Annotated in this window: 16 protein-coding genes; 13 read left to right on the top strand and 3 right to left on the bottom strand. The window is 32.2% G+C overall.

The genetic code is table 11. The features are described from left to right. Nucleotides 1-85 precede the first annotated feature (85 nt). Together ACNARN_RS15045 and pfkA are read right to left on the bottom strand one after the other, a co-directional pair. Nucleotides 86-1,087: a sulfate ABC transporter substrate-binding protein gene (locus ACNARN_RS15045; RefSeq protein WP_416304633.1), complete on the bottom strand. Its 1,002-nt coding sequence runs from the start codon at nucleotides 1,085-1,087 to the stop codon at nucleotides 86-88. Between the two features lie 257 nt (nucleotides 1,088-1,344). Beyond that, entirely contained in the window at nucleotides 1,345-2,322 is a 978-nt protein-coding gene (gene pfkA, locus ACNARN_RS15050) for a 6-phosphofructokinase (RefSeq protein ID WP_075673000.1), read from the bottom strand. A 532-nt stretch (nucleotides 2,323-2,854) separates the two neighbouring features. On the opposite strand from pfkA, the gene fabG reads away from it, so the two are divergent. The 3 genes from fabG (at nucleotide 2,855) to ACNARN_RS15065 (ending at nucleotide 5,556) form a co-directional block, all read left to right on the top strand. Beyond that, entirely contained in the window at nucleotides 2,855-3,610 is a 756-nt protein-coding gene (gene fabG, locus ACNARN_RS15055; protein WP_416304634.1) for a 3-oxoacyl-ACP reductase FabG, read from the top strand. A 126-nt stretch (nucleotides 3,611-3,736) separates the two neighbouring features. Then, nucleotides 3,737-4,894 (top strand): glycosyltransferase, encoded by a 1,158-nt coding sequence (locus tag ACNARN_RS15060; RefSeq protein WP_368887966.1) that lies wholly within the window; start codon nucleotides 3,737-3,739, stop codon nucleotides 4,892-4,894. Nucleotides 4,895-5,031: 137 nt separating this feature from the next. Next, nucleotides 5,032-5,556, top strand: a complete 525-nt coding sequence (locus tag ACNARN_RS15065; protein ID WP_368887967.1) for a serine acetyltransferase — start codon at nucleotides 5,032-5,034, stop codon at nucleotides 5,554-5,556. Between the two features lie 131 nt (nucleotides 5,557-5,687). On the opposite strand, the gene cpxP is transcribed toward ACNARN_RS15065, so the two are convergent. Continuing rightward, nucleotides 5,688-6,251, bottom strand: a complete 564-nt coding sequence (cpxP, locus tag ACNARN_RS15070) for a cell-envelope stress modulator CpxP (protein ID WP_416304635.1) — start codon at nucleotides 6,249-6,251, stop codon at nucleotides 5,688-5,690. Between the two features lie 198 nt (nucleotides 6,252-6,449). On the opposite strand from cpxP, the gene cpxR reads away from it, so the two are divergent. From cpxR to ACNARN_RS15120, 10 genes are all read left to right on the top strand, one after another. Further along, nucleotides 6,450-7,148, top strand: coding sequence for an envelope stress response regulator transcription factor CpxR (cpxR, locus tag ACNARN_RS15075; protein WP_023583423.1), 699 nt, complete (start codon nucleotides 6,450-6,452; stop codon nucleotides 7,146-7,148). Between the two features lie 12 nt (nucleotides 7,149-7,160). After that, nucleotides 7,161-8,552: an envelope stress sensor histidine kinase CpxA gene (gene cpxA, locus ACNARN_RS15080; RefSeq protein ID WP_416304636.1), complete on the top strand. Its 1,392-nt coding sequence runs from the start codon at nucleotides 7,161-7,163 to the stop codon at nucleotides 8,550-8,552. A gap of 342 nt (nucleotides 8,553-8,894) precedes the next feature. Continuing rightward, nucleotides 8,895-9,779: an ATP-grasp fold amidoligase family protein gene (locus ACNARN_RS15085; RefSeq protein WP_198620337.1), complete on the top strand. Its 885-nt coding sequence runs from the start codon at nucleotides 8,895-8,897 to the stop codon at nucleotides 9,777-9,779. Next, nucleotides 9,776-10,978 carry a lipopolysaccharide biosynthesis protein gene (locus tag ACNARN_RS15090; RefSeq protein ID WP_269814413.1) on the top strand — a complete coding sequence of 401 codons (1,203 nt, stop codon included), beginning with the start codon at nucleotides 9,776-9,778 and terminating at the stop codon, nucleotides 10,976-10,978. Before ACNARN_RS15085 ends, ACNARN_RS15090 begins: the two co-directional genes overlap by 4 nt. Before the next feature lie 13 nt (nucleotides 10,979-10,991). Then, complete coding sequence (locus ACNARN_RS15095) at nucleotides 10,992-11,789, top strand: glycosyltransferase (RefSeq protein ID WP_198620335.1); 798 nt, start codon at nucleotides 10,992-10,994, stop codon at nucleotides 11,787-11,789. Next, complete coding sequence (locus tag ACNARN_RS15100) at nucleotides 11,786-12,295, top strand: acyltransferase (protein ID WP_198620334.1); 510 nt, start codon at nucleotides 11,786-11,788, stop codon at nucleotides 12,293-12,295. The genes ACNARN_RS15095 and ACNARN_RS15100 overlap by 4 nt, the downstream gene beginning before the upstream one ends. Then, on the top strand, nucleotides 12,292-13,449 hold the full coding sequence (locus ACNARN_RS15105) for a glycosyltransferase (RefSeq protein ID WP_198620333.1): 1,158 nt from the start codon (nucleotides 12,292-12,294) through the stop codon (nucleotides 13,447-13,449). The genes ACNARN_RS15100 and ACNARN_RS15105 overlap by 4 nt, the downstream gene beginning before the upstream one ends. After that, nucleotides 13,436-14,620, top strand: a complete 1,185-nt coding sequence (locus ACNARN_RS15110; protein WP_198620332.1) for a hypothetical protein — start codon at nucleotides 13,436-13,438, stop codon at nucleotides 14,618-14,620. The genes ACNARN_RS15105 and ACNARN_RS15110 overlap by 14 nt, the downstream gene beginning before the upstream one ends. Further along, on the top strand, nucleotides 14,598-15,665 hold the full coding sequence (locus tag ACNARN_RS15115; protein WP_198620331.1) for a glycosyltransferase: 1,068 nt from the start codon (nucleotides 14,598-14,600) through the stop codon (nucleotides 15,663-15,665). Before ACNARN_RS15110 ends, ACNARN_RS15115 begins: the two co-directional genes overlap by 23 nt. Beyond that, nucleotides 15,665-16,831, top strand: coding sequence for a nucleotide sugar dehydrogenase (locus ACNARN_RS15120; protein ID WP_198620330.1), 1,167 nt, complete (start codon nucleotides 15,665-15,667; stop codon nucleotides 16,829-16,831). Before ACNARN_RS15115 ends, ACNARN_RS15120 begins: the two co-directional genes overlap by 1 nt. Nucleotides 16,832-16,839: the final 8 nt, after the last annotated feature.

Below are 16,839 nucleotides of genomic sequence, written 5' to 3' on the forward strand. Positions count from 1 at the left end.
CTATGCCATTAATCGATAAAAAATAGAGAAAATCACCTTACTGAAGATAAAGCAGAAGGTGATTTTTTTGTTTTTAGCCGTGTGATCAGCGACGACTTATTTCATCAAACACACCGCCTGTCGCAAAATGTGTTTTCTGTGCAGATTGCCAATCGCCAAAAACGTTATTAAGCGTAAATAACTCTAGTTTTGGAAAACTACTTTGATATTTTTCCGCTATCGCTTTATCTCTAGGGCGATAATAGTTTTTCGCAGCGATTTCTTGTCCTTGTGGTGAATAAAGATACTCTAAATAAGCGGTAGCGATTTCTCGTGTGCCTCGCTTATCAACCACTTTATCAACGACAGAAACGGTAGGCTCTGCAAGAATAGAAACTGATGGAGTAACAATTTCAAATTTATCAGCCCCTAATTCATTAATCGCTAATAAAGCTTCGTTTTCCCATGCAATCAATACATCACCAATGCCCCGTTCAACAAAGGTGTTTGTGGCTCCTCTTGCACCTGAATCTAACACCTCAACTTGCTGATAAAGTGCTTTGACGAAGGCTTTGGCTTTTTCACTGTCTTGATGATTGGCTTTTAATCCATATCCCCACGCTGCAAGATAGTTCCATCTCGCACCGCCTGAGGTTTTTGGATTAGGGGTAATAATTGAAACACTTGGTTTGATTAATGAATCCCAATCGACTATTTGTTTAGGGTTTCCTTTTCTGACCAGAAAAACGATTGTTGACGTGTAAGGGGCTGAATTATCAGGAAGTCGTTTTAGCCACCGTTTATCAATACTCCCTCTTTGAGCGATTGCATCTATGTCATAAGCTAGTGCTAAGGTAACAACATCCGCTTCAATACCATTTATTACCGATGTTGCTTGCTTTCCTGAGCCACCATGTGATTGACGAATAGTCACTTTATCTCCCGTTTTCTGCTCCCAATACTGACTAAATGCTTGATTATACTGCTGATAAAGTTCTCTCGTTGGATCATAAGAGACATTCAATAATTGAATATCTTTAGCCCATAAAATATTGGAAAAAAGTAATGCCATTAAAACGGTTGATAACACACCCCATTGTTTAAACATATCTATCCCCCTATCGTTAAGTATTTAACTAGGCTGACAGAAAGTTTTATAACGATGAAATAACAAAAAGCCGATGGATATACACAACAGGAATATATCTATCAATATAAAGGGGAGCAGAAGAAATAAAGGAGGATAGAGATCGCTAAATGAAATGTTTTCACTCGAGAAACTACTCTGACACAAAAAAGTATCAGAGCAGTTCACGAATAAGGATAGAACTCAGAAAGGCTTTGGTATTACGGTGAGGCTATTGCTTAGTACAACTTTTTCGCTGTTTCATACCAATCAGCCTTAAAGACACGTTTCATATTCATAACCGCATCAATAATATCATGGTGAACCAGTTTTTCGTTTTGAATACCGACACAACGACCGCCATAGCCTTCTAATAGCAGTTGTACAGAGTAAGCACCCATGCGAGAAGCAAGAATACGGTCGTAAGCAACTGGAGAACCACCACGTTGGATATGACCTAATACCGTTGCACGCGTTTCATGTTTAGTTTCAGCCTCAATAAAACGAGCCAATTCATGCACATCACAAACGTGCTCAGTGATTGCAACGATGGCGTGACGTTTACCACGTTCAATACCCGCTTTGATTTCTGCCAATAACTCATCACGATTAAAAGGTAATTCAGATTCAGGCAGAACAACAAATTCACAGCCCCCTGCGATTGCCGCAGACAGTGTTAAGTCACCACAGTAACGTCCCATCACTTCTACGATAGAGATACGTTTGTGAGAAGTTGAAGTATCACGTAAGCGGTCAATGGCTTCAACAGCCGTTTCTAATGCAGTGAAATAGCCGATAGTGTAGTCAGTACCAGCAACATCATTATCGATTGTGCCTGGTAAACCGATACATGGAAAACCTGCTTCCGTTAATTTTTTTGCACCTAAATAAGAACCATCACCACCAATAACAACTAAGGCATCAAGCTCATTTTGTTTCATGTTTTCGATAGCAACAGCACGTACATTGTCTTCACGGAACTCAGGGAAACGAGCAGAACCAAGGAATGTACCACCACGGTTGATCATGTCTGACACGCTAAAACGGTCGAGTTTTTTCATGCGATTTTCGTATAGCCCCATGTAGCCATCCATAATCCCATAAACCTCTAAACCTTCACTTAGTGCGGCACGGACAACACCACGGATCGCGGCATTCATACCTGGTGCATCACCACCACTTGTTAAAACCCCAATTCTTTTGATCCCATTGACCATGATTACCTCTGATTCTTATTCGATGTAATTATTGCAAAATTGTTGGAATAACTTTTTATTTCAATACCGGCTTATCTGGTGTAATTTTCCGATATCGTAAATGCTGAATTGATTCAACAATACCATTGTACGCATATTTTTTACCAGTTCATCATTATCGTACATTTTTTTTCATAAACTTGATGCGCATTAAACTAATCAAGTAGCCTGTATAAATATTATACTAGTCTATCTCAAACGCATTTCGCCAATAAGTTAACACTTTTTATACAGACACTTTACTGCCTTTTTGCATTCATCTCAAAAAAACGCTATTTACGCTAAAAAATAGCATCGGCATATTTTGATAAATATTCAGTTTTCTCTGGTGTGATGTTCTATCTACCGTTTATCTCTCTATTTTGTGATGTCATCCTTTCAACGAAAAAGATGATCTAGGGTACATTTGTGACCATCAACAAAGTTCTCTGGTTGATTTACCGCTTTTCAATCTAGACTGATACAGTGGAACTCACACTTAATAGGAGGTTTTATGTTTGATTTAACGGGTAAAATCGCTTTGGTTTCAGGTGGTGCAAAAGGTATTGGTAAAGGTATCGTTATTGCCCTAAAAAATAGTGGTGCGAAAGTGATTATTGCCGATATTGATGATGTTGCAGGCAATAAAACAAAACAAGAATTGAATATTGAGTTTATGCACCTTGATGTCACTCATCAATCTGCCTGCGAAAAAGTGGTTGATGAGGTAGTGAAAGAGTACGGTAAACTCGATATTCTTTGTTCCAATACTGGTATTTTCCCTCAAGCCACTATTAAAGAGATGACGGAAGCCGATTGGGATAAAATGCACACCGTTAACCTCAAGGGGATGTTTTTCTTAGTAAAAGCAGCCCTTCGCGTAATGGAAAAACAAAAACAAGGTCGTGTAATTATCACTTCTTCTATTACAGGCGCTATTACGGGTTACCCGGGTTGGAGCCACTATGGTGCAAGTAAAGCAGGACAATTGGGTTTTATGCGTAGCGCAGCACTAGAATATGCACGCCATGGTATTACCATCAATGCTGTGATGCCAGGAAATATCCTCACCGAAGGCTTACAGGCGCAAGGTGAAGCTTATTTAAATCAGATGAAAGCGTCTATTCCAACACATACTTTAGGTGAACCAGAAGATATCGGCTATGCCGCCGCATTCTTTGCGTCGAATGAAGCCAAGTATATTACAGGTCAAACAATTATCGTGGATGGCGGGCAGATTTTACCTGAATCTCCAGAGGCGTTGTTGTAGTATATTTAAGGGTAGAATAATAATCTGCCCTTATTTTTTAATTATAATTTATATAAGATTTTTGAGTTATAACTGATTAGTCGTGTTATTAGGCTATTTAATAAAGAATGGAACAGGTTTAGTATCATGAAAATACTTCATTTGATTAATTTACAAGGGTTTGGTGGTGCCGAACGTTTGTTTATTGAATATTTAAAAAATAGCTCATTTCAAAATGAGATCTTGTGCACTAGTAACTCTTTAAATAAAAACCTGATCCCTGAGCTTAAGAATTTTAATATAAAATACGCCAATAAAATTGCGTCTACTAAAATAAAATATCCTTCTTTTTTAAGAAAATACGTCTTAATAAAAAAAATTGAAGCAAGCAAAGCCGATGTCACTTTAGTATGGGACTTCGTTCCAAGGTTATCCAGAAAGCCTAAAAACACCAGCTTAGTTTATTATGATCATGGTTGTTCTTGGCAATATCCTATAAACCAAAAAACACAATTTTTTTTCCAGATCCTTGACTCTGCTATTGCTGTATCGAATGCTTCAAAAAGAGTAATGGAGTTAAGGTTTAAACCTCAATTTGATATTAATGTTGTCATCAATAGGTTACCTCATATAGCCCATAAAATAACACATACTTTTAAACAAAATATCATTACATTGGGAGTAGCTTCTCGACTTGTTGGGTTAAAAGGTATCGGAATTGCAATTGCTACCTTGAAAGAATTAAGAAATAAAAACATTTCTGCAAGACTCATTATTGCAGGGGATGGAGACCAGAGAAATGATTTGGAAAGATTGGCTTCTAGCTTGAATCTTGAAAATTCTATTGAGTTTATAGGTTATCAATCAGATATGTTAACTTTTTATTCAAAAATAGATATTTATTTAAGTACTCCAATATTAGAGGCTTTTGGATTATCTTGCGTCGAAGCACTATCAAATGGAATTCCTGTTATATTTCCTATATTAAATGGTCAACCTGAAGCAATAAAAGATAATTATTGCGGTATTGGTGTTAAACCAACATTATCAATTGATGAGTATCGCCAACTAACTGGACTAAATATAGATTTTTCATATGATGTATATGATCCTACCTTAGATGAATTAATAGAACCAAAGTTAATTTCACCTCAAAAATGTGCAAATAGTATTATAGAAATTATGGAAAATTATACATTTTATAGTAGTAATGCACTTAATTGGTCTAAAAAAGTTACAGACTATAATTTATTCATATCTGAGTTTGAAAGCTGTTTAAGTGAATTATCGCCACAAACTAAATAGTACCTTCTTCCTTCTAGTGTTTATTATTCAGAATAGGTTATTGATGTTGTTACTGGTAGGGTTGTTTTCAATTTTACAGTATTCTTTTTCTGCATAAATTATGCATACATTTGTTTCGAATCTAACAGGTAAAGATAGTGAAAACAAAAAATAAAACTGAGATAAGAAATATAATTACTGAAGATTTGCTTCGTTATACATCAGAAAGTAACTTTAAATCACTATTGAGAACATTCAGAAAAAATGAATCATTTAATTTTTCATTATGGTTCAGACTGTGTTCATATGAAAATAAGTGGATAAGAAAATTAGCCCGAAAAATATACAAAAATAAATGTAAAAAATACAATATCTACCTTCCAGTTGAAACAAAAATTGAAGGTGGGCTATATATTGGACATGTATCTGTTGGTGGGATATGTATAAATCCAAACACAATCATAGGAAAAAATTTCACATTAAGTCATCAAGTTACTATAGGTTCCAATAAACAACATCCGGCAGTTATAGGTGATAATGTTTATATCGCTCCACATGTTTGTGTTGTAGAAAATGTAATCATTGGAAATAACATAAAAATAGGGGCGGGTGCGGTTGTCATACATAACATCCCTGATAATGTAACAGCCGTTGGTGTACCAGCTCGAGTGGTAAAAAGATAACTCTCCATCAAAAAAAAAGCCCCTCTCCAGAGGGGCTGCAAAAGACAGGGATGGTGTCTATGGCAAGGAAAAAACTTCGTTGTTGCTACTTACTCTCTAACTAGGTACTACTTTACTACACTCTTACTTCATTACTGATTCTGTTGAGCTTGCTGGTCAACAGATGACATTTGCTGTTGGTAATTCTTTTCCAACTGCGCTTTCTGTTCTGGGGTTAACAGCTGATACATTTGGTTATGGACTTTTGCCATTTCAACATGGCGCTCAATTGCTTGTTTATCCATATCTTGCATCTGTGCTCTTACAGCCGCTTCATCAAATTTCTCAGCTGTGACTAATTTATGCATATTCTCATGACGCTGACGGAAATCTCCGTTATATCTGTCTTGATGATGCTGGCGCATTAAATCGCGCATTTGTGTACGTTGTTGCTCAGTTAATGTAATTCCGTTAAACATATAGGAGTCGCCGTAGCCATTCCCCATCATATGTCCACCGTTATTCATCATATGGCCACGTTGTCCACGGTAACCTCTATAATCACGGTCGCCATGCATTCCATTGCCATAACCGCAGTGGTAATTACCATTATACTGTTGCTCAGTAGGCGGATTGGTATTTGTAGTTTCAGCTAATACCATCGTCGGAGCTGCCAAAAACATTGATGCTAGTGCAACTACTGCTACTTTACGCATTGCTTCACTCCTAATTCGGTAAATTAATACCGACCTAATTAATATGACTTCAATGTGTATAATTCATATGTGTAATTCTTTGCTATGTGGATTACTATACCGTTGCGGCTGCAAACTAGCGTCAGAGCGTGTAAAAGAACGTAAAGTCATAGATTCGCGCTATTTATTATCGTATTTTTCTCTTGGAGGAATTGACGAATGCATAAAATCTTATTAGTGGATGACGATCGCGAATTAACATCGCTATTGAAAGAACTGCTTGAAATGGAAGGCTTTAATGTTGTAATCGCCTCTGATGGCGAACAAGCACTTAAACTTTTGGATGCTTCTATCGACTTGTTATTACTGGATATCATGATGCCACGTAAAAACGGGATTGAGACACTCAAAGAATTACGCCAAAATTTCCAGACCCCTGTCATTATGTTAACGGCAAGAGGCAGTGATCTTGACCGAGTACTTGGCTTAGAGCTAGGCGCTGATGACTATTTACCAAAACCTTTTAATGATAGAGAGCTTGTTGCACGTATCAGAGCTATTTTGCGTCGTTCTAATTGGAGCGAACAAAAACAGACTGACAGCAATACATCTCCAACATTACAGGTCGATAAGTTACAACTTAATCCTGGTCGACAAGAAGCAAGTTTTGATAATGAACCGCTAGAGTTAACAGGAACTGAGTTTACTTTGCTTTATTTACTTGCTCAGCATTTAGGACAAGTCGTATCACGTGAACATCTAAGCCAAGAAGTACTTGGCAAGCGCTTAACACCGTTTGATAGAGCGATTGATATGCATATTTCTAATTTACGCCGTAAATTACCAGAAAGAACAGATGGACAACCTTGGTTTAAAACGTTACGTGGCCGTGGTTATCTGATGGTTTCAATAACTTGATAAATATTCTTTATGATAAATAGTCTGTCAGCGCGCATTTTCGCAATATTCTGGCTGACGCTAGCATTAGTTCTCGTGCTAGTTATGATGGTTCCAAAGCTGGACTCGCGCCAGCTTACCCCTCTTTTAGAGAGTGAATACCGTCAAGGCGTTATGCTAGAACAACATATAGAAGCAGAATTAGCTCAAGATCCCGCTAACGATCTCCTTTGGTGGCGTCGATTAATTCGTGCTATTGATAAATGGGCACCACCTGGTCAACGCTTAATCATCGTTACCAGTGAAGGCCGTATCATCGGCGCTCAACGTAATGAGATGCAGGTTGTCAGAAACTTTATTGGCCAATCTGATAACGCCGATCACCCTAAAAAGAAAAAGTATGGCCGTTCTGAGATGTTAGGGCCCTTTTCTGTAAGAGATGGTGAAGATCATTACCAACTTTATCTCGTACGCCCTTCAAGTAGCCCTCAATCTGACTTTATCAACTTATTATTTGATAAACCGCTATTGCTACTCATATTCACCATGCTTATCAGCACACCATTATTAGTATGGCTTTCTTGGAGCTTAGCAAAACCTGCAAGACAACTTAAAAATGCGGCTGATGATGTTGCTAAAGGTAACCTCCGCCCTCACCCAGAGCTAGAGACTGGCCCTCAAGAGTTTTTAGCGGCAGGCACCAGCTTTAATCAGATGATAAGTGCTCTTGAACGTATGGTTGAAGCACAACAACGTTTAATTTCTGATATTTCTCACGAGTTACGAACACCATTAACACGCTTACAATTAGCTAGCGCATTGTTACGTCGTCGCAGTGGAGAAAGTAAAGAGCTAGAGCGGATTGAAACTGAAACTCAGCGTCTTGATGGCATGATTAATGACTTGCTGGTTCTTTCTCGTAATCAACATAAAAACGAGTTATTACGTGAAACAGTAAAAGCCAATGAATTGTGGGATGATATTTTAGATAACGCTAAATTTGAGGCCGAACAAAGTAATAAAACACTACAAGTGACAACACCGCCGGGAGCATGGCCTATTTACTGTAATCCATATTCTCTGGCTAGTGCATTTGAAAATATCGTTCGTAATGCCTTACGTTATTCCAACTCTCGCATTGAAGTTGCCTTTACTGAGCAGAACCAAGGTATCACCATTATTGTTGATGATGATGGCCCAGGCGTTAGCCCAGAAGATAGAGAGCATATCTTCCGACCGTTCTATCGTACTGATGAAGCAAGAGATCGTGAATCTGGAGGCACAGGCTTAGGTTTAGCGATTGTTGAAACCGCAGTTAGCCAACACAGAGGCCATGTTAAAGCTGACGATAGTCCATTGGGCGGGTTAAGAGTTGAGATTTGGTTGCCGAGGGCTGGGGCAAGTAGTAAATCAACAACTGCTTAATAGAGTAATTAAACTGTTGTATCAAAATATACTGCCATCTATTGAAGAATAGGTGGCATATTCTTTTAGTTAGCGTTTGTTGATGTAATTCAGAATGATCTGGCTGAATCGACCTCTATTCCGATATTTATATATACTCAATCAATGCTAAAATAGCCAGCTATTACTTGACCGTCTGGTTTGAAGAGTCTACTCTCACTGCGGTTTTTGCATATTGTTAAAGTATGCTTATATAACAAAACTCTTATACTACATATAGATAAGAGTTTTTCGAGATAAATTTTGGCGCTCTGGGGGCCGTAAACCCAGTGCGGTAGCTATGTATTTAAAAGAACAACTATTATGAATAAACCTAAGCATCCTTTATCACTAAGAGTGATCTACTTTTTAGCAAAAAGAAATTTTCTCTCATTTTTAAGCGATAGTTTGTATTTGAAAATTATTTTTTATTTACACAGAGGAGAAAAATTAGATCTACAAAATCCTAAAACTTTCTCCCAAAAAATACAGTGGCTAAAAGTTAATATAAAAGATCCACAACTACATATTCTTGTTGATAAGTTTCTTGTAAGAGACTACATAAAAAATAAAATCGGATGCGATATTCTCATACCTATGCTAGGAATTTATAACAATGTGGATGATATAAATTTTAACGATCTTCCGGATCAATTCGTTTTGAAAACAACCCATGGTTCTAGCCAAAATATAATATGTAAAGATAAAAAAAACTTAGATATAAATAAAACAAAAGCTAAATTTAAAAAATGGGAAAAAGTCTGTCTATATAAGATATTCAAAGAATGGGCGTATAAAGATGTAACACCTAGAATTATTTGTGAAGAATTTATTGGGCTAAATAATAATGTTCCAAATGATTATAAATTTTATTGCTTCAACGGAAAAATAGGTTTTATTCAAGTAAATCAGGATAGATTTAGTCAAAATCACACAGAAACCTTTTTTAATGAGAATTGGGAATTATTAAATTTTAATTACGGAGTAGAACAATCTAGTTCAAAAATACAAGAACCATCAAATTTTTTCGAGATGAAAGAAATTGTCAAAAAATTAGCAGAAGATCATAAGTTTATTCGAGTTGATTTATATAATGTAAATAACAAAATTTATTTTGGTGAGCTAACCTTTTATCCAGCAAGCGGTCTTGAATTAATGGAACCTGAATCTTTAGAAATGACTTTTGGTGATATGCTAAAAATATCATGAATATACGAAGCAATATAATATACATGTATATAGCATATTTATTTAATATGCTATTTCCATTAATCATTGTTCCGTTATTAACAAACAATTTATCACTTGAAAACTATGGAAAATACTCTTTAGTTTATACTTGTTTTTCATTCGCAATTATTCTATCTGACTTTAGCTTTAATATTACAGGCATCAGAAATTACTTAAGAGAAGATAGTAATTATAATAGAAATATTATATATCAAAAGATTCAATCTTCCAAAAAATTCATTTCATACATAACAACATTTTTATTAACACTCTACATTCATTACTTGTACCATAATACATATATTTCAATTATCTTTTTTTTATCGACCATATTAGGTTTACACGGCTATATAAACTTTAGTTCCTGGTATTTTCAAGCTATTGGAAGGCTAAAAAATAATACAATATACTTAATAATGATGAAAATACTATCATTGTTATTAATATTAATAGTAACTAAAATCGATAAAGATAATTGGATAAATATATACGCTTGCTCTACTGTTTTATATTATCCATTTGGTTTGATTATTGTAAAAAAAATAAATATAGAAAAAATAAAAATTAAAACAAAAAGTATATTAGTTTTAATAAAAGAAAATTTTGGTCTATTTCTAGCTGACTTTTTACCTAACTTATATAATTTAATACCTATCATAGTATTAGGTATGTATATTAGTGCTTCTGATTATGCTATTTTTAGCCTCAGTAATAGAATCGCACTAATCATTTGTGGTTTTATTTATGTATTCTTAAAGGCTGTATACCCATACTTTTGTACTAAAAACAAAATAAAAACCGATAATTTTATATTATTACTGGTTGCAATTACATCACTAGGATATCTAATAAATTATAATTTTGGAGAATACATAATTGCTTTTATCTTTGGTTCTGATTATCAATATGCTCAAGTTTATCTAAATTATATTTTTATAGGGATAATTTCAATATCCATATCTGAAACTATTTTGTACTCATACTTGTTACCTAAAAATAAAGATAGATTCATTGTAAGAATATCATTAATAATAGTATTCTTATCAGTAATACTATTGCTATTAACATTTAATTCATATAAACAATGGGCTGTAATTTATACAGTTATCTTTGCAAGAGTACTTTATTCTTTAATCTACATATCATATTATTATTTTTTAAAAAATGAAGAAAGTTAAAATAGTTATACTCATGTCTATTTATCAGAATGATAAGAAACAGTGGGTTTGTGATAGTATTAATAGTATACTAAATCAATCTGAATCTAATTTCCATTTATTATTATCTATCGATGGCTATATCGATGAATATTTAAAAGAAGGAGTAGATATTTTTAAAGAGCATAAAAATATCACAATGTTTTTCCATAACGAAAAAAAAGGATTAGCAACAAGATTAAATCAAATGATAGATTATGCCATATCTAACTTTGAATTTGATTATTTTGCCAGAATGGATGCTGATGATATATGTACTTTAGATCGCTTAGAAATACAGAGTAATTTTCTATTAAAAAATAAAGATATAGATATTATTGGTTCCAGTGTAATAGAAATTGATCAAAATGCAAAAGTGTTAAATATAAAAAGGATGGAACCTAAACATGATGTTTTACTGAAAAATATCATAAGAAAATGTCCATTAAATCATCCTACTGTCATGATGAGAAAGGAAATTTTCTTAAGAAACAATAGATACAATCAAAATTTAATGAACACTCAAGATTATATGCTCTGGGTTAACTTAATGGCGCATGGTTACAAATTTTCTAATATTGAGAAACCGCTTTTATATTTTAGAATATCTGATAATTTTTATAATAAAAGAGGAATAAATAAAGCAATAAATGATTTTTCTATTCGAATGATTGCAATGAAAAAATTACAATGTTTTTCATTTAAAAATTTTATTTTTACTAGTCTTATCTTGATGGTAAGAATATCTCCCACATTTATAAAAAAAATGGCATACAAATGGGGTCGTAGATGAAAAAAGTGAAAAGAATTTTTTTAGAAGAATTATGGTCTTTTTATCAATGGCTTTTTTTGTTTATTCCAGGCAGAATTGGCCATTATACGAGAGGATTTTTTCTTAGCTTATTTTTTAAAAAACATGGTAAAAAAATAACAATTAAAGAGAATGTTGAAATATATCATCCAGAAAATTTGATAGTAGGCACCCGTTCTGGCTTTGGAAGAAATAATATTATTGATTGTATTGGAGGAGTAACTATCGGTGATAATGTTAGGTTTGGTCCTAATGTAATGGTTGCTACAATGAATCATGCAAAAATAGGTACAGCCATAGGTTCTGTTCCCAAAGAAAAAAAAGCAGTTAAAATTGGAAATAATACTTGGATAGGAAATGGTGTTACTATTTTGCCAGGTGTAGAAATAGGTGATAATTGTATCATTGCTGCGGGATCTGTTGTTACTAAAAAAGTTTACTCAAACACAACCGTAGGTGGAATTCCTGCTAAGAGCCTTAATTCATGAAAATAATCTGTCTTTTAGGTGAAAAATTTTATAAAGAAGATAACAAATATTATTACAGTTCTAGCTCCTGTCTTTTCATAAATGAAACATTTTCTTCTGAAAATGTTTCATTTATGTCTCAAGTAAAAAAACATGAAAATGAAAAAACTATTGGATATCTAGAAAATATTGATTTTATTGAATTACCTTTTTTTGATTCTAATATCTCGTTAATTAAATACTTACTTAATCCAGTCAATTTTGTAAAACTCAATAAAAAAATGGATTCAGTAATAAGAAATAATCCCGATGCTATTTTTTGGGTGAGAAATCCAGCATTAATAAGCATTATATTTACAAATAAATTAATAAAGAACAATAGATTTTTTATATCTCACTTCTGTGCTGACGTAAAAGGTATATCAAGAAAAAAATATAAACCTGGCATTAAGTATATTTTATCTAGTTTATTAGAAAAATACATTTTGAATAAAATGAATCAGATCGATTCATATGAAAAATGTATTATTTTTTCTACAGGAGATATCTTAAATAAAAGATATAAAAACTCAAATCATCTATTAGATATCTCACTTCCAGAAAAAGAAAAAAATACAGGTAAAAATAAAAATGACTTTTTCTTATTCGTGGGTAGAATTCAGAAAGATAAAGGTATCATACAATTAATTGATGCATTTAATTCATTCAAAATAAATAATAGTAATTACAAACTAGTCATTGTTGGTTATGGTAAAGATTTCGATGAAATAAATCAATTAATTAAAAAAAATAACTATAAGGATATTATTCTAACAGGCCCTAAAAACACTATAGAGCTACAGTATTTTTATTCACATTGCCACTCACTTATTGTTCCATCTTGTAATACCTATGAAGGGTTTCCAAGGGTTATAGCTGAGGCCTGGTATTATGAAAAACCTGTTATTGTGACTAATGTGGGGGGGATAAACGCATTAGCAATTAATAATATTAATTCTTTAATTATCAATGATTCAGAGCCTAATACAATTAAAGATGCATTAGTAAAAATGACAAATGAAAAATTCTATGAAGAAATAAAAGCTAATATAAAAAACAATGAAGTATTATCTGAAAGACATTACTGGAATGAGTTAACAAGAAAAGCTATAAGTAGCCATTATGAAAAATTTTAGTCTTTTTCTCTCGTTATTTTTATCAACTTTATCAAACCATAGTGCAGGAACTATTCCATTAGCATTTATATTTATTATCATTTATTTTATTTTTAATAAAAAAAATATCTATATTTCTGCAAAAAAAATAATGATATTAACCATTTCTATAATATTTATCCTTATTCATTCAATACTCTTTAAATTTAATATATTAACCTATACTCCAGCAAATGAATTTATTGACTCTTTTGAAAAAAACTTTTATAAGTATGTAATTTTAGCATTTTATATTTTTATACTATCTATAGTTATACAATATGAAAAAAGAGAAATATTAATAAAAATATTAAGTTTTATATTAATTATCCACATTACTTCTTTTATAATTCAATTTATCTTAGTTTATTTAACTGGTTATTATTTTGATTTCATTTATCCAATTACACATGAACACTCTAGATACTTACTCTATGGTGTTGAAAGTAGCATTTCAATATATAGATGTACAGGTCTTTTTGTAGAACCATCTACTTACTCTATATCTATTTTTACAATTTTGTTATCATTGAAATCTTTAGGATGCAAGAATAATAAATTATTTTTAATAACATTCTTAACAATGATTCTTAGTTTAGCTAGTATTAGCTTCATATTGATTCTTCTTTATTATTTATTGAAAATTTTAAAAAAAATTAAATTATCTTATTTAATTACATCAATTTTACTTTTAATTTCCTTATCTTATTTTTCTCAAAATAGCTTTATCAAAACTCAATTTGATAAAATCAATAATACATCAAGCATTAGATTTAATCTTGTTCATGTTATTTTTGACAGAGATATTGATTTGTTGATAACAGGTTCTGGTCTATATGGTATTGAAAAAGAAATTATGGATGGCACAAAAGCTTCTTGCAATGAAGATAACTCCTGTTCGACCGAGTTAGTCAATAGAAAATATGCAACCCCTAATGATTCTGGGTTATTATTTTATACTTTTATAAAGTTCGGTTTCATAAGTATCATTATTTTATATTTTATATGTTACCCTTTTTTAAAAAATTACAGAAAAATGTCTTATTTTACTTGTATTCTCTTAACAAAAATACAATTTGCATTTCCATTATTCTGGATTTTTATATTAATACTTAGAAGAAAAGATTCAAATGAAAATACTCATTGCAGTTAAATGGCTTATTAATGGTGGTGCCGAAAACAATATCATTAGGATTGCTAACTTCCTTAATAAAAAAGGATTTAATATCGATATTATCGTTCTCACCGACACCTCCGAAAAGCCACTAATGAATATTATTAATAAAGGCATCAGCAATGTTTTTGTTATGAAAAATAAATATAATTTTTTAAGTTTTATTTTTAATAATAAAAAAACTTACAATACTATTATCTGTGGTGATCATCGTATTGGAGTTTATTTTTCAATATTTAGATTTTTGTATATGAAAAGAAAAACTCAATTAATATGCAGGTGTATTAACAATCTAGACTTATTAATAGGTTCCAAAAATATTCTATATAAGAAGCTATTTAATTTTTTCTTTAAAAAAATTGATATTATTATAGCCCAATGCAAAGAAATGGAAAATAATTTAAAAGACAGTTGGGAAGTTAAAAATATAATAACAATTTATAACCCAGTGAATAAATCAAAAAAAATAAAATCAACAATCGAAAATAAACATTTTATTTTTGTTGGTAGATTCAGCAAACAAAAAAGATTAGATTTCATGTTAGAGGCATTTAATCTAGCTTTAAAAGAAGATGATAATATTTACCTATCTTTAGTTGGATATAGAGACTGGATAAAGGAAGATAATTTAGTAAAAAAAAATCTGGATGATTTTATTACCACCAATAATCTTCAAGGAAAAATAAATATTATAAATTACTCCCAGAATACATTAGATCACTTATTTAACTCTGATATTTTTTTACTTACCTCTGAATATGAAGGATTTCCTAATGTATTATTAGAAGCAAACTCATTAGGATTACCAGTTATATCTGTTGATTGTCCTTTTGGACCTAAAGAAATAATAAATGAAAATAATGGATTGCTTGTAAATAATGACTCATATATAGAATTTTCTAGAAAAATTATTTTATCTACTAAAATTGATTGGGATCCTATAAAAATATCTGACTCAACTACTTTATATGATGAAAATAAACAGTATTCTAAACTTATAAATGTTATTAAAGGATTATCTTAATGAAAATCACCATCTCTGGGACCGGCTATGTCGGCCTATCTAACGGGATCCTTCTTTCCCAAAACAACAAAGTTGTTGCGTTAGATATCAATAAAGAAAAAGTTGAATTACTAAACAAAAAAATCTCTCCAATTTCAGATAAAGAAATTGAAGAGTTTTTAGTAACCAAAGAGCTTGATTTTACTGCAACATTAGATAAAGAACTCGCTTATAAAGATGCCGATTTCGTTATCATTGCCACACCTACCGATTACGATCCTAAAACAAACTATTTCAATACATCTTCTGTAGAGTCTGTTATTCGTGATGTTTTAGAATATAACCCAAACACCACAATGATTATAAAATCAACCATTCCTGTTGGTTTTACCAAAGAAATGAGAGAGAAATATAATACCAATAATATTATTTTCTCTCCTGAATTCTTGCGTGAAGGCCGTGCGCTTTACGATAATTTATACCCATCTCGTATTGTGATTGGTGAGCAATCAGAAAGAGCACAAAAATTTGCTGACCTTTTACAACAAGGCGCACTGAAAAAAGATATTGATGTTCTTTTTACAGATTCCACAGAAGCAGAAGCGATTAAATTATTTGCTAATACTTATTTAGCATTACGTGTTGCTTACTTTAATGAGTTAGATAGCTACGCTCAGGCTTACAACCTAAATGCAAAACAAATCATCGAAGGTGTCTGTTTAGATCCGCGCATTGGTCATCACTATAATAACCCATCATTCGGTTACGGTGGTTACTGCTTACCAAAAGATACTAAACAGCTATTAGCAAACTACGACTCTGTTCCTAATAATATTATTAGTGCAATCGTTGAAGCTAACCGCACACGTAAAGACTTTATTGCAGACTCTATTATTGCTAAATCACCAAAAATCGTGGGTGTTTATCGTTTAATTATGAAATCGGGTTCTGATAATTTCCGCTCATCTTCAATCCAAGGCATTATGAAACGCATTAAAGCTAAAGGAATTGAAGTGGTAATTTATGAGCCTGAGATGAAAGAAGAAACCTTCTTTAACTCAAGATTAGTTCGTGATTTAAACGAATTTAAATCAATCTCTGATGTGATTATCACCAATAGAATGTCATCAATGCTAAACGATGTTGAAGAAAAAGTTTATACTCGTGACCTCTTTGGTAACGATTAATTAATAAA

This window comes from Proteus sp. TSJ240517 (genome assembly GCF_047921575.1).
Classification (GTDB): Bacteria; Pseudomonadota; Gammaproteobacteria; order Enterobacterales; family Enterobacteriaceae; genus Proteus.

Excerpts from the sequence above, each read along its gene's own strand:
- ACNARN_RS15085 (WP_198620337.1), top strand. The coding sequence starts at position 8,895 with ATGAATAAACCTAAGCATCCTTTATCACTAAGAGTGATCTACTTTTTA.
- ACNARN_RS15115 (WP_198620331.1), top strand. The coding sequence starts at position 14,598 with ATGAAAATACTCATTGCAGTTAAATGGCTTATTAATGGTGGTGCCGAA.
- ACNARN_RS15105 (WP_198620333.1), top strand. The coding sequence starts at position 12,292 with ATGAAAATAATCTGTCTTTTAGGTGAAAAATTTTATAAAGAAGATAAC.
- ACNARN_RS15045 (WP_416304633.1), bottom strand. The coding sequence starts at position 1,087 with ATGTTTAAACAATGGGGTGTGTTATCAACCGTTTTAATGGCATTACTT.
- ACNARN_RS15090 (WP_269814413.1), top strand. The coding sequence starts at position 9,776 with ATGAATATACGAAGCAATATAATATACATGTATATAGCATATTTATTT.
- ACNARN_RS15120 (WP_198620330.1), top strand. The coding sequence starts at position 15,665 with ATGAAAATCACCATCTCTGGGACCGGCTATGTCGGCCTATCTAACGGG.
- ACNARN_RS15110 (WP_198620332.1), top strand. The coding sequence starts at position 13,436 with ATGAAAAATTTTAGTCTTTTTCTCTCGTTATTTTTATCAACTTTATCA.
- cpxA (WP_416304636.1), top strand. The coding sequence starts at position 7,161 with ATGATAAATAGTCTGTCAGCGCGCATTTTCGCAATATTCTGGCTGACG.
- cpxR (WP_023583423.1), top strand. The coding sequence starts at position 6,450 with ATGCATAAAATCTTATTAGTGGATGACGATCGCGAATTAACATCGCTA.
- ACNARN_RS15060 (WP_368887966.1), top strand. The coding sequence starts at position 3,737 with ATGAAAATACTTCATTTGATTAATTTACAAGGGTTTGGTGGTGCCGAA.
- cpxP (WP_416304635.1), bottom strand. The coding sequence starts at position 6,251 with ATGCGTAAAGTAGCAGTAGTTGCACTAGCATCAATGTTTTTGGCAGCT.
- ACNARN_RS15095 (WP_198620335.1), top strand. The coding sequence starts at position 10,992 with ATGTCTATTTATCAGAATGATAAGAAACAGTGGGTTTGTGATAGTATT.
- fabG (WP_416304634.1), top strand. The coding sequence starts at position 2,855 with ATGTTTGATTTAACGGGTAAAATCGCTTTGGTTTCAGGTGGTGCAAAA.
- pfkA (WP_075673000.1), bottom strand. The coding sequence starts at position 2,322 with ATGGTCAATGGGATCAAAAGAATTGGGGTTTTAACAAGTGGTGGTGAT.
- ACNARN_RS15100 (WP_198620334.1), top strand. The coding sequence starts at position 11,786 with ATGAAAAAAGTGAAAAGAATTTTTTTAGAAGAATTATGGTCTTTTTAT.